This is a genomic window from Vibrio tritonius, assembly GCF_001547935.1.
GTDB lineage: Bacteria > Pseudomonadota > Gammaproteobacteria > Enterobacterales > Vibrionaceae > Vibrio > Vibrio tritonius.
Genome location: NZ_AP014636.1, coordinates 687809 through 701235, shown reverse-complemented (window position 1 = coordinate 701235; position 13427 = coordinate 687809). Strand labels below are relative to the sequence as shown.

Sequence of the window (13427 nt, the reverse complement as noted above, 5' to 3'; positions counted from 1 at the left end):
TCTTTTTACTAAGCGGCTCGGTTAACGCTTTGCGTTACCTGATTCGGTTTGGCAGAAATAAGGGCTCGATGTAATGTACACACTGCTGCTGAGTAATCTTGCTCTGCAATAGCGTACTGCACCGAGACTTGATGCAAACCCGATTGCACCGACAGTACTTCAATATCGTTATCAGCCAATGCTTTTACACCACGACTCACCACATCAGCACAATCGATATGCGCTCCAATTGCTGAAACTAAAGCCACCGTGCGCAAAGTGATGTTATCCGTTGATAATTCCTGCTGTAACTCATCCACCAATTGATTAATTTGACCGCTTTTACCATAAAGATAAGCCGTTAACCCTAATCCGTTACTCTCCTGCCCCATGCAACGAATCCGCATTTTTGCAAGTAATTTGTCCAACCGTTGGGCAAGCTGGTGATTTTGAGTAACATCTGTAATATGAAGAGCAAACGCCTTTTCTTTACCTGCGACGATTTCAACGCGAGCCTTCTCTGAAGCCTCTCTATTGGTAATACAACTGCCCTCATGTTCGGGCTCAAACGTATTTTTTACATACAGGGTAATACCATGTTCCTTTAGCCCCGCGGCAGCATTAGGATGAATCGCTTCCATTCCAAGACGAGCCAGTTCAGCAGCGACATCATAATTCGTTTGTCCCATAGGACGGACACGCTCTGGGCCCACAATTCGCGGGTCAGCACTACTCAAATGGTACTCTTTATGAATAACAGCCGATTTAGCGCCCGTTCTTACCGCAATACGGCTAAAGGTCATTTCACTGTAACCTCGGTCATACGTATTCATTAGACCTTCTTTGCAGTAAGCATAACCAGTCACAATCGGTAGCTCTTTTGAAATATCTCGATGAGCAAAAGCCTTATCAATTACCTCATCAAGTGGCAACGGTTCAGCGGTGTTCCAACCAGACAGGTCAACAAAACTTGCATTAATCCCAAGGGAAGTCAGTTTAAGTGCGGTATTAAATGCACTATGCGCCTCTCCTATCGACGCCAAAAACTCACGAAGATCCTGCAAATAATCCGCGCGGGAAAACTGGCCAAACTCACACGCTTTCAAGATGGATTCAATACAGCTTTTAGCCTGATTTAAACGAGTTTGAATAAACTCATCGGCTTGCAATCGCACCATAGGATCGGCAAACCACTGTTCGTTAACCAGCAACATTCGTTGCTCCAACGCTTTTAGCGCTTCAGGCCAATCCGACGATCCCTGAGCTATTTTCTGATACACCCCAGGCTTCCCCGTGCGCTTGCACTCTAAGAGCGCGTCAGTCATACCGCCATAGGCCGATACGACAAACACACGATGATAGGGATCGTTAGGTTTTAAAATTATATTTTCCAAAACCGCATCAAATGCAGTCATGGAGGTGCCACCGATTTTTTCTACGGTGTAAGACATGATGTCTCCTTTTTATTTAATGAGATACCTGACGTTAGAAGGAATTGAGCCGTTGCGCGAGACCTGTACTCGCGGATAAAGGGTCAAATTCAGCATCTTGAGGTCATTTGGGTGTATATCACTCAATCAATGGGTAAACGCCGTTACTATCGTGAGTTTCTTGACCAGTCAATGGTGGGTTAAAGACACAAGCCATTACCATATCGCCTTTTTTATAGGCACGTAGGTAATGTTCATCGTGCTTATCCAGCACATAAAGCGTTCCCGGTTGGATTGGATACACTTCACCACCAACAACTTCGATCTCTCCTTCTCCAGAAATGCAATACACTGATTCAAGATGGTTTTGATAGTGAATATGAGTGTCTGTTCCCTTATAGATGGTAGTAATGTGAAATGAAAAGCCCATTTGATCTTCTTTTAAAATCATCCGGGTACTTTCCCAGTTTTCAGCAACAACGCGACGTTCACTTTGCTCACACTCTTTCAGGGTTCTAACAATCATAATGTCTCCTTCTTTGGTTCATTGATTCCAATACGCTGTTATGACGCTTTTGCCAGTAGTTTGGGCGCCAAATTTTCTATCGCTTGTTCGAAGCGCTCTAATCCTGTAGCCAGTTCTTCTTTGCTAATGGTTAACGGACAGAAAAACTTAACCACCTCATCTTCAGGGCCAGCAGTCTCGATCACCATTTCTAACGCAAAACATTCTCTGGCAATCCGTTCAGCAATCGCGCCATTTTGACAAGCAATACCTTGCATTAACCCTCGCCCTTTTACCTTGGCAAACAAGGTAGGATAGCGCTCGACATGTTGGCTTAATGCATACTTAAGCTCTTTCGCCCTTTCCATAATGTGGTGTGAGAATTGCTCATCACTCCAATAAGTCGTAATCGCTTTCGCCGCAGTAACAAAAGCATGGTTATTACCACGGAAAGTGCCATTATGCTCTCCCGGTAACCACACGTCGTATTGCGGCTTATACAAAACAAGCGCCATAGGCAGGCCGTAACCACCAATGGATTTTGATAGAGTGACTATGTCTGGTTTGATTCCTGCAGCTTCGAAACTGAAAAAGCTTCCCGTTCGTCCGCATCCGGCCTGAATATCATCCACGATAAGCAATACATCATGTCGACGACAAACCGAAGCAAGCGCACGTAACCAAGTATTAGAGGCAACATTTAGCCCACCTTCGCCCTGCACCACTTCAAGAATCACTGCTGCTGGTTTATCCATACCCGCTGAATTATCTTCCAGCATCGCTTCGAACAGAGCCAAACCATCGACATTGGCATAACCGTCATAAGGGAGTCGTGTCACACCATTCAAACCGATACCCGCACCTCCGCGGTGATGTTGGTTACCCGTTAACGCAAGCGCTCCCAGCGAGCAACCATGAAAGCCATTAGTGAATGCCACCACATTGCTGCGTCCGGTCACTTTACGAGCCAATTTAATCGCTGCTTCAACTGCATTAGTGCCTGTTGGCCCTGTAAATTGCACTCGATAATCGAGTTCTCTTGGACCAAGAATGTAACGTTGTAGCACATCAAGAAACTCAGCTTTTGCTTCTGAGTACATATCAAGCCCATGCGTTAAACCGTCTTTTTCAATATATTCAAGCAATGCTTGTTTTAAGACTGGATTGTTATGACCATAATTGAGCGCGCCCGCACCAGCGAGAAAGTCGAGGTAGGCTTGTCCATCTTGGGTGTACAACCACGACCCTTTTGCACTAGAAAAAACGACCGGAAAATGACGAGCATACGACTGCACATTCGATTCTTTGTCTCGAAAAATATTCATGCTAATAAAAAGCCTTTGTTGGTTTGGTGAGTTTACGAATTTGTGTGATAAGAAAGGGGAATTCGATAGAGATATTCACTGTCGTGTTCACCATCGAAATGACGTGTCTCATCAAGAAAGATTGACACTTCACCTTGGGTTCCATGTTGACGATCAAGCTTCTTAAACAATGCCCACGAACCTTGATTGGTTTGGGTAATCGTGGTTTCAACAACATCGATATTGGCTAGATTTTGACGACTTAACAGCGTTTGTAACATATGGAAAGCGAGGCCACGACCACGCTGATTAGGATGAACAGCCACTTGCCAAATAAACAGTTCGTTTTCACTATCAGGCTTTTGATACGCAGAGATAAAGCCAACACATTCGCCTTGTTCTTCTGCCATAACACAAGTATTGCGAAAATGTATCGACTGCAAAAAATTACAATATTCGGAATTTTCGTCCAAAGGAGCACACTTTGCGACTAAATCGTGAACACTTTGCCCGTCTGATCGCGTAGGTTTTCGTAATACCCATGACATATCCTTATCAGTTTGGTTTGGAAACGCCACCCAAGGCGCACTTGTCATCATAGCCATCTCCATTATGTTTTGAACTCTAATTAATTCTTTATTACCATAGCAAACCAAAATAAGATTTCAACCCATAAAAATGTCATAAAACCGCCATAAACGGTCTCTAATTAGCAAAGACAAGTGATAAACATGGAATAAACCTGACATTGAGATGATAAAAAAATAGTTTGAAATGTAACTATTTTACCCGGAGATTGGGTGAAAAATTGGATCATGAAGGCCAAAATGCAATTAATTTCATTGAGACAGGTATCACTAGCATTTTAGCAAAAATTGCAAAATGCATTTGCATAATGCAAAGCGTTTTTAAGTTTAGGTCAATTTTTGGTCAAAAAATGCCATTTTAGAACCAAAAACACATAAAAAAAGTTGGCACGCTATCTGCATTATATAAATCGACCCTTCTTAAGCCGAGGGTCACCTAGCCAACTGACGTTGTTAGTGAATAGAATTGTTCACACAAAATATAAGCCAATCGTGCGATTACGATTGGCTCTTTTTTTATCTGCTGTATTTGTTCGTCACCTTGCTACTCAATCAAACCACGCCAACAGCAATCTACCACTGTGCGCTGCTTGGTAAGCATCTCTCGCTACCTTACTCAGCCCCATCAAAGATATGGTCACATTTTGCCGCACAGATAAAGTCGTTTTTATGCAAACCATGAACGGAGTGTGTCCACCACGTGACAGTCACTTTCCCCCACTCAGCCAAAATGGAAGGGTGATGATTTTGTTGATCCGCTAGGTTGGCGACCTGTTCGCTAAACGTCCACGCTTTTTTGAAATTAGAAAACAGAAAGGATTTCTCCAATTGCTCAACCGAATCACGGGTCACTACTTTCCAATCATCGAGTTCAAGCAACAGTTCTTGCTGCTCTTGAGTTGTTAACGCGCCTGCTGCACCAGCTCGACAGGCCTCACATCTGAGCTCATGTAACATTTTCGTTCTCCTTGATTAAGTCACTCACTGTCAACATACCCAGTGATTTTGCTTGCTCTATATTGGATGACAAATCGTCACTCAACAGTCGAAATAATTGTGAAAAATCATTGAGGTAGTAATACAAAGGTTGCATCTCATCAATTCGATAGGATGTTCTCAGTACGTTGAGTAGATGGAATGGCTCACGACGTACTTCAGCACTTTCCAGAGCCCGTAGTGTTTCACCTGGGGAAGAAAGAATGCCGCCGCCAAAAATCCGAAATTCATCTTCTTCTTTTATCAAACCGAACTCCACCGTAAACCAGTATAGCCTAGCGAGATAAACTCGATCTGATTCTGGCATCGCTAAACCTAACTGACCAAACAAATGCGTTAGCTGTGCAAATTTAGGATTGGTGAGCATAGCGCAATGGCCGAACACCTCATGAAAAAAGTCGGGTTCTTGCAAGTAATCGAGATCTTCCTTGCGACGTAAGAATGTCGCAATAGGAAACTGTTTATGTGCCAGTAGCGTAAAAAAACGCTCGAAGTTAATCAGTGCAGGTACAGGTGTGACTTGCCAACCCGTTGTTTCCTGTAGCACTGGGTTAATATCACTAAGTTGAGGTGCATATTGGTGCGACAATCCAAGCCTTTCTAATCCCTGTAAGTATGCCTTACAGGCACGCCCTTCAACGCAATGTGACTGGCGTTCGATTAAACGTTGCCAAACATCGTGTTCGTCGTCATCCCACGCTAAGTTACCAAAGGCATCAAGCGGTTTTGAATGGTATTCGCTCATCGCGTGTCTCCTTCTGGCCCACTCATTTAACCATAATCTGCATGCTTGCTATTAACATCTTTATTAGTAATTTCACACTGCGTTCTGTTGTAAAAATAATGTTACAAGCAAAGATTCTTAACCAGCACACGAAGTAGAACAGTGCTGTTTGACAACGGTTACTGTGCCAACAACACTTTACCTATTGGTTTTTACACATCGCAAGGAAAGCTATGGCAGACTTTGGTCCTATTTGGCATCCAAGCCAAGAGCGCATCAGTACTTCACTCATCTCTGGCTTTACAGATCACCTAGCTCGCCAAAATAAATTTTTCGCTACTTATGAAGAACTTCATCGTTGGTCTATCGATGAAAGCCGCTCCTTTTGGATAGAGTTATGGAACTACTGCGATGTAATAGGCTCACAGGGGCAATGTGTTACAGGCGAAGGGATTGTTTCAGGTAGACCTTTCTATGCTGCCGCCGACACGAAATGGTTTCCACAAGCAGAGCTCAATTATGCAGAGAACTGCCTCTCCTATGCGTATCAAAATCCAGAAGGAGTCGCGCTATGGTGCCGTAATGAAAACGGGCATACCAAAAAACTGACGTGGCAACAATTGTCAGATCAAGTATCCATCGTGCAACAATGGCTAGAACAAAATGGAGTTGGTGCCGGGGATGTAGTGGCGGGTTACTTACCTTATATTGCAGAGTCTGTGGTCGCCATGCTCGCAACCACCAGCTTAGGTGCCATTTGGACCTCCATTTCTCCCGATTTTGGCATCGACAGTGTTCTGGAACGTTTTAGTCAAGTATCACCTAAAATCCTATTCTGCTGTAACGGCTACACATTTAACGGGAAAACCCACAGATTAGAAGCGAATAATGCAGCTATTGCAGCGAAATTACCGCAACTGACTAACACCTGCCAAATTGAGTATTTACAACAACGTAATACTAGTGATGCGTTTAACGACTCTTTCTCCGACTGGCAAGCCATACTAAAAAGCTACCAAGCTCGGGGAGTTGAATATTGTCGCGTTGCATTCAACGACCCACTTTTCATTTTGTATTCATCTGGCACAACTGGTCAACCCAAGTGCATTGTTCATTCGGTTGGTGGCACTTTACTAAACCACTTAAAAGAACATCAGCTACATTGTGATATACACCCTAAAGACAGGGTCTTTTATTTCACGACTTGCGGCTGGATGATGTGGAACTGGCATGTTTCTGCTTTAGCCAGTGGAGCAACATTGATCATTTACGATGGCCACCCTTTTTACCCGCAGCCACAAGTGCTTTGGCAATTGGCAGAAGAGACGCAAACCACCTTATTTGGCACCTCTGCTCGATATTTAGCTGAACTAGAAAATCGCCATTTTTCTCCTTCTGACTACTACACGCTGAAACATTTAAACACGCTTTGCTCAACCGGTTCGCCCCTCTATGCCGAACAGTTCGACTTTGTCTATCAACACATTAAAAGCGATGTGCATCTGGCCTCTATCTCCGGTGGTACTGATATATGCGGCTGCTTTGTGTTGGGTGTACCAACCCTGCCAGTGTATCGCGGCGAATGTCAAAGCAGTGCGTTAGGAATGGAAATCGCGGCATTTAATGAGCAAGGTCAAGCAACCACTGCGCAATCTGGCGAGTTGGTGTGTTGCAATAGTTTTCCCAACCAACCTCTCGGCTTTTGGCAAGACGATGGTACACAGTACTATTCTGCTTATTGGCACAAATTTGCGGGCGTTTGGCATCACGGTGATGAAATTGAAGCAACACCTCACCAAGGTTGGCGTTTCCTTGGTCGTAGCGATACCATGCTCAATCCGGGAGGAGTAAGAATCGGCACGGCAGAAATCTATCGGCACGTAAATTCATTGCCTGGCGTACTTGATTCGATTGCGGTTGGCTACCAGCAAAATAACGACGAATCCATTGTCCTATTTATTCAGTTAGCTAACGACGCCTCGTTAACCAGCGAATTTCAAGCAGAGATTAGGAAACACCTTAAAACCCACTGCTCTCCTCGTCATGTCCCTGCCTACATTATCGCTGTTGATGACATTCCCAGAACTCACTCAGGTAAGTTGGTTGAAAAAGCGCTAAAGCAAGCGTTACACCAAAAAACCATCAGCAATTTGCATGCGATTGCTAATCCACAAAGCATTGAAGAGGCTAAAGTGCGACTTTTCACTCAATTAAACTAGATTTTAATGAGAAAACAGTTTTTAAGATGGTCAAGTTTATGAACCTAATGTTATATTCTGGTTTCTCTATTCAATAAAGCAGGTTTTATGGATTACGTTCAGCTTTCCCGATTTAGCCTCAAACACTTAACCGCACTTCACGTCATGTTAAGTACCCGTAGTGTGACTCAAACCGCCAAGCGACTATGCGTAAGCCCATCGAATATCAGTAAAATTTTAGCACAGCTACGTGAACTATTAGCTGATGAACTGTTCTTTCGTGATGGTAACCAACTGATTCCAACCGCATTCGCCTTACAAATCTCTCCCACAATCCACCATATTTTATCGAGTATGAATGGTCTGATTCATCAAGCTGGGTTCGACCCCAAAGAATATCGGGGGAATTACCAAATATCGATGCGAGAAAGTACGTTCGAACTTTACTCAAAACGTCTCGCTCATATCATTGAACAATGTGCTGATGACATGGTACTAACTGTTCATGCGAAAGAGCGGCATGGTTTCGATTCATTACTCAATGGAGCGGTCGACTTTGTCATACTGCCTCACGACATCAGTCAACCACACACTTCAGCGCTCGACTTAGGATGGCAAGTCATTGATTACGACAAAATGATATGTTTGATGCGCCCAAATCATCCTTTAGCAGATAAGGAGTTAACGGTCGACAATTATCTTCAATACGCTCACATTGATATTTCCGATCATGAATTGAGCGATCCCTATTTCGAAAAATATCTCACTCAACACCATACCTCGCGCACGATCAAAGTCATTACCAGCGATTTTGGCTCTGCGGCCGACCTTTGCCATCACACCGACTTATTGTTTACCTGTTCAGAACTCTGGGCTGACGCATCGAGCAAAACCCAAGGACTGATCAGAAAACCACTCCCTTTTGACTATGGCACGGTCGCGTACAGTTTGGTTTGGAATACCTCGAATATGAACAACCAAGCGATAAAATGGCTATCCAGCCAATTATCGAATCAAGATTTGGTGACTTACTAAGTATTCCTATACTCCCTCAGAATACAAAAAGGGTTAGCTCATGCTAACCCTTTTTGTTTTACTTATAGTTTTTATAAAGCCGTTTTCTAACCAGTTGTTAGTGATGAATTTAACGTCAAATCCAATTGACCACATTCATTCTGTTGACGCGAGGAGTATAAGTGAACTCCCCCATACTCAACAGTGAAATTATGTAAACACTCAATTTACAGTATGGAAATGCTTAAGCAATTAATTCTAAAAATGAAGTAAGACGCGTGATTACTTACGACCAATCCCCATAATGACAGGGATAAGCCCATTAGACGTTTGAATAGAGAAGACCTCTTTTGCTTCCACAAAATCAAACCCAGCTTTCGTTAGTGCATTGGTGATTTCATCACGAGTAAGTCCAGATTCACTATCGCTGTTCTGCGCTAACCAATCCCAATGTACAAATACGCCACCAACATCTAATACGCTATACACGATGTCCAACGATTGTTGTAAATCGCTCACGTACGCACACACTGAAGAAGCAACAACCACATCAAACTGCTTACGAAACGCTGGATGTTGTGCCACTAAACCTCGAGTTAACGCATCCACCACGGGTTCGACATTATCCAACTCTTTTTTATCGAGTTCTTCAATCATAGCCTCAGAGCTATCTAGGGCGACAATGTCTTTTGCCAATGGTGACATCAATTGGGTGAGCAAGCCTGTACCACAGCCAAAGTCTAAGATGTGCTTGTCAGTTAAGTCCGTAAATGCTCGTAGCTGTTGAAACACATTATGAGCAAAAGCAGTGGTCGATTCATCTTTCTCCCAGTCTGCTGCGTATTCATCCCAGTTCTGCGCCATTATGGCCTCCGTCTTACTTCTTTGTATTCGGACAATAGTGCCAAGAGTAAACCAAAATGAAAGAAAGTTCACCGAGTTACGAGCGTTTCTTGAAGCCAATTAAGCAATTTTCTCTCGATTGGCGATAATTACAGCAAATAGTCAAACTGAGTAAAATTGTTTATGATTTGCCAATGTATAACTGTGTGATTGCCGCATGAACTTAGCCCAAATAGAAGCCTTCTGTGCCATCGCGAATACCGGCTCCGTCTCGGAAGCTGCACGCCAACTTGAAGCTAACCGAACTAAACTCAGTATGGCGTTGAAAGCGTTAGAAAAAGAGTTAGGTGTTGAACTATTTACCCGTACGGGAAATCAAGTCTCTCTTTCCGAAGCTGGCAAAGCAATATATAAAGATTGTGAGAACATCATGATCACGGCACGGCGTGTCAAACATACCTGTTCTGAAGTGTCTGCCGAATTTGCCGCAGAAGTGTGGATCGCTCGAGACGACTCCTTGCCAGATACCTTATGGCATGAGATGGCGCACCAGTTGAATACTCTCTTCCCCAATACCTCGTTTAATTTGGTGCTGGCTTCCAGTGGTGACTTGGCGAACTTGGTCGCCACAGCACAAGTGGACTTCGCGTTTGGCGTCGATTATGAACGACTTGATGACCCTCGTATCACGTATCAACCCTTGGGTAAGATCCGCATGATGTCGGTCTGTCGTTCGTCACATCCATTAGCAAAATCGAAACGGGTTTCTGATGAAGAGCTGCGCAAAGCCAAGCAAGCCGTCATGGTCTATCTAACCGATAAAGACAACCCTAGCCTAGAGCCCTTTTCTCGCCGTTATATCGGCTTCTCCAGCTTCGAATATATTCTCAATACCATTTTGACCGATAACGCTTGGGGTGTGCTACCAGAACCACTTATTCGCCAGTATCTGCGCGAACAAGACCTCACCGTAATCAAACACACGTATGGTCTCACTCAAGAAGATTATTGTGTATTTAGCCCCGCAGGCATTAATGAATCACCAGCCATGTCTCTCGTTGCAGACAAACTAAGCGATTATTTATTTGATTTCTAGACAAACAACATCACTCAGCGCCAACTTTATTGGCGCTAAGATTGATATTTAACCATATGATAAATATAGACATTACTTACGCTGTCTATTTATTAGCCAATTGACGTTTCATTTTTAGATTGTAAAACTTTCTATTGCAGCCAAAATTGGAAGTATCTTTTTACTAGGTAAACTTCCATGTGTACTCAAACCAGTCGTAACGAAAAGCGAGTTCTGACCATATCAGCCATCATTTCATCAGCCTTTGCTGGTGGAGGACTGGTCGTCGGTCTACTGGTAGGGTCACTCGTTATTGCCTTTGACGGTATCTACTCTTCAGTCAGTTTACTGTTAACATTATTGTCGCTGACTGTAGCGAAATATTTAGAAAAACCATCGGACCACCGTTTTCCATTTGGTCGAGCTGTACTTGAACCTCTGGTTATCGCGATTAAAGGTCTTGTGATCTTGATGGTGGTTGGGTATTCACTGTACTCATCAGTCGTTGATTTATTCAACGGTGGTCATGCTGTCGATGCCTCGATTGCCACCATATTCGGTGTGATTAACGTCTTAGGTTGTGGTTATGCTTGGTGGCAGATAAGCCGTATGAACCGCAAATATTCATCAGGCCTGATCGTCGCCGAGGTCAAGCAATGGCAAATGGATACCATGCTGAGTATGGTTATCACAGTCGCATTCGTAATTGCTTGGTTAATGACTTTAACACCTTATGCCCATTACGCCGTTTACGTGGATTCAAGTTTAATGCTCATGATGGGGTTCTACTTTGTTAAAGTACCCCTAACTATGCTTAAATCTTCAATGCGCGAAATCCTACTAATGGCTCCGGACAAAGAGATTTGTAAAAGCGTAGACCAAGGCATTTTGGCAGCCAATCGTGAATCAGAACAAGTGTTAGAGTTGGCTGGTGTAACAAAAATTGGCCGTGAACTGTGGGTTGATATCGATATTGTCGCTGATGATCATGATGTGATCGCCATGAACGATATTGAAACTACGCGTAAGATGTTACAGAAAAGGCTCTCTAAACTGCCTTTTGAACTTCAGCTTACCCTTAATGTGGCATGATTTTGACCCATGAAGCGCAAGCCTAAATGAAAGGATGCATATCTCAACCATGCATCCTTTTTTGTTTTCAATCATCATGTCGATACAGTAGCGAGAGACTGAGGCTTATCTCGAGTCACCCACCAGCAAATTAAAGAGCCCAGACTCACCATAGCAACGCCTTGCCAGAATGACCAATCAAGCACAATGCCTAAAATAAGAGACGAAAATAGCGTCGCAAACACTGGGGTAAAATAGGATAACGTAGCAAGCAACATCATGTCGCCGCGTAAAATCGCTAAGTTCCACAAACCGTAGCCACTGCCCATCACCGCAGCCGAAGCCAATAAATAACCGATGCTAGTGTAAGAAAACGCCAGAGCTGGTTCATCGCTTAAGCCATATTGTCCCCACAATGTCAGTGCTGTGAGAGCAAAAAAAAGCGTAATACCATTTTCACCATCAGACCAACTCTGCGTTAATGTGCAATACAGCGCCCAAATAACCGCCCCAAACAACGCCAATCCATATGTAAGGGGGTTATCTGCGACATTGGCGGAAAGCACCTCTAGCGACCAAGCTTCACCATTAAACAGGCACCAAACCACGCCGCTAAATGCAATAAGTACCCCGACATAAAGCCAAACGCTGTTTCTTTTGCGCTGAACAAAAACCGTCAGCAACACCGTGAGTGCTGGCCACAAATAATTCACTACCGCCATTTCCATGGCCTGATGGCGAGAATGGGATAACCCAACGGCTAAAGAAATGCATATCTCGTACGCGGCAAACAAAATGCCACCGATGACAAAATAACGTAGCGATTTCAAACTAATACGCGGAAAACCAAACACTAACCACAAAAACAACGTACTCACAGAATACATCATGGCCGCGCCACCAATCGGAGAAAGCAATTCTGTGACGCTGCGAGTTAATCCAACAGAACACGCCCACAGCATAATGGCAGCGACGCCAAACCAAGTGTATTTATTCTTTAAGCCAGTATGTTGCAACCTAGAACCCCTACCCGAACTCATGGGAAAGAAAGTAATCTAAACCAATTTGTTACAAGAAAGAAGAGCTTATCTAATCGTTCAACGATTTAATAAAGCGTGCTGGGCTACCGGCATATAGGCAATCACTAGGCACATCACTGGTAACCACCGAGTTTGCGGCAATCACAGAGCGTGCCCCAATGGTAACGCCTTGGGTAATCACCACACTGCCACCAATCCACACGTCATCTTCCACCGTGATCGGTTGGCATACCACTTCCCAATGCTTTCGTTCACGATAGTCCAACGAATGTGTGGGTGTATAAAACTGACAGTTAGGCCCCACCAACACATGATTACCAATGGTAATTGGTGCGCCATCTAGCATGGTAACGTTCATGTTGAGGAAGGTATGATGACCTATAGAAATGGTTTGACCAAATTCACAGTGAAAAGGCGGTTGCACCATACTCGATTCGCCTATGGCATGGAAAAGACGCTGCTGCAATGCGTAACGTTGATCGGAATCGATCGATTGATTCATCTCCAACTTCAATGCGGCAGTATCGATTCGCAGTTGCTCTATCTCCGGTGAAGATCCATCAAACTCTTCACCACGTAACATTTTCTCTAACTCACTCATTCGTTCGCCTTCTACTGCTCAATTCACCCTATTTGGGACAGGCTACTGAGTTTTTTCTCA

The 13427-nt window shown here is 43.9% G+C and carries 13 protein-coding genes; 4 read left to right on the top strand and 9 right to left on the bottom strand.

The annotated features are described in order from the left end of the window. Nucleotides 1–8: 8 nt before the first annotated feature. The 6 genes from JCM16456_RS18350 to phhA all read right to left on the bottom strand — a co-directional run bounded on the left by JCM16456_RS18350 (nt 9) and on the right by phhA (nt 5546). Nucleotides 9–1430: an aspartate kinase gene (locus JCM16456_RS18350; RefSeq protein WP_068717228.1), complete on the bottom strand. Its 1422-nt coding sequence runs from the start codon at nt 1428–1430 to the stop codon at nt 9–11. 118 nt (nt 1431–1548) lie between these two features. Next, nucleotides 1549–1935, bottom strand: coding sequence for an ectoine synthase (locus JCM16456_RS18345; protein WP_068717226.1), 387 nt, complete (start codon nt 1933–1935; stop codon nt 1549–1551). Between the two features lie 38 nt (nt 1936–1973). Then, nucleotides 1974–3239 (bottom strand): diaminobutyrate--2-oxoglutarate transaminase, encoded by a 1266-nt coding sequence (gene ectB / locus JCM16456_RS18340; protein WP_068717224.1) that lies wholly within the window; start codon nt 3237–3239, stop codon nt 1974–1976. 32 nt (nt 3240–3271) lie between these two features. Beyond that, nucleotides 3272–3817, bottom strand: a complete 546-nt coding sequence (ectA, locus tag JCM16456_RS18335) for a diaminobutyrate acetyltransferase (protein ID WP_179946813.1) — start codon at nt 3815–3817, stop codon at nt 3272–3274. Between the two features lie 600 nt (nt 3818–4417). Beyond that, a complete protein-coding gene (locus JCM16456_RS18330) occupies nt 4418–4762 on the bottom strand; it encodes a 4a-hydroxytetrahydrobiopterin dehydratase (RefSeq protein ID WP_068717220.1) in 345 nt (114 codons plus the stop codon). Continuing rightward, the gene (phhA, locus tag JCM16456_RS18325) at nt 4752–5546 is read right to left on the bottom strand and encodes a phenylalanine 4-monooxygenase (RefSeq protein ID WP_068717218.1); all 795 of its coding nucleotides are present in this window, start codon (nt 5544–5546) and stop codon (nt 4752–4754) included. Before phhA ends, JCM16456_RS18330 begins: the two co-directional genes overlap by 11 nt. Before the next feature lie 212 nt (nt 5547–5758). Between phhA and JCM16456_RS18320 the strand changes: the two genes are divergently transcribed. Together JCM16456_RS18320 and JCM16456_RS18315 are read left to right on the top strand one after the other, a co-directional pair. Then, a complete protein-coding gene (locus JCM16456_RS18320; RefSeq protein WP_068717216.1) occupies nt 5759–7744 on the top strand; it encodes an acetoacetate--CoA ligase in 1986 nt (661 codons plus the stop codon). A gap of 87 nt (nt 7745–7831) precedes the next feature. Next, a complete protein-coding gene (locus tag JCM16456_RS18315) occupies nt 7832–8758 on the top strand; it encodes a LysR family transcriptional regulator (protein ID WP_068717213.1) in 927 nt (308 codons plus the stop codon). Nucleotides 8759–9019: 261 nt separating this feature from the next. Here the strand turns inward: JCM16456_RS18315 and JCM16456_RS18310 are convergent, their stop codons facing one another. Next, a complete protein-coding gene (locus JCM16456_RS18310; protein WP_068717211.1) occupies nt 9020–9601 on the bottom strand; it encodes a class I SAM-dependent DNA methyltransferase in 582 nt (193 codons plus the stop codon). Between the two features lie 196 nt (nt 9602–9797). On the opposite strand from JCM16456_RS18310, the gene JCM16456_RS18305 reads away from it, so the two are divergent. Further along, entirely contained in the window at nt 9798–10676 is an 879-nt protein-coding gene (locus JCM16456_RS18305) for a LysR family transcriptional regulator (RefSeq protein ID WP_068717208.1), read from the top strand. Between the two features lie 177 nt (nt 10677–10853). Next, nucleotides 10854–11747: a cation diffusion facilitator family transporter gene (locus JCM16456_RS18300; protein ID WP_068717206.1), complete on the top strand. Its 894-nt coding sequence runs from the start codon at nt 10854–10856 to the stop codon at nt 11745–11747. Between the two features lie 74 nt (nt 11748–11821). On the opposite strand, the gene yddG is transcribed toward JCM16456_RS18300, so the two are convergent. Next, nucleotides 11822–12742 (bottom strand): aromatic amino acid DMT transporter YddG, encoded by a 921-nt coding sequence (gene yddG / locus JCM16456_RS18295; RefSeq protein WP_197655241.1) that lies wholly within the window; start codon nt 12740–12742, stop codon nt 11822–11824. A 73-nt stretch (nt 12743–12815) separates the two neighbouring features. Beyond that, on the bottom strand, nt 12816–13367 hold the full coding sequence (locus tag JCM16456_RS18290) for a sugar O-acetyltransferase (RefSeq protein WP_068717202.1): 552 nt from the start codon (nt 13365–13367) through the stop codon (nt 12816–12818). Nucleotides 13368–13427: the final 60 nt, after the last annotated feature.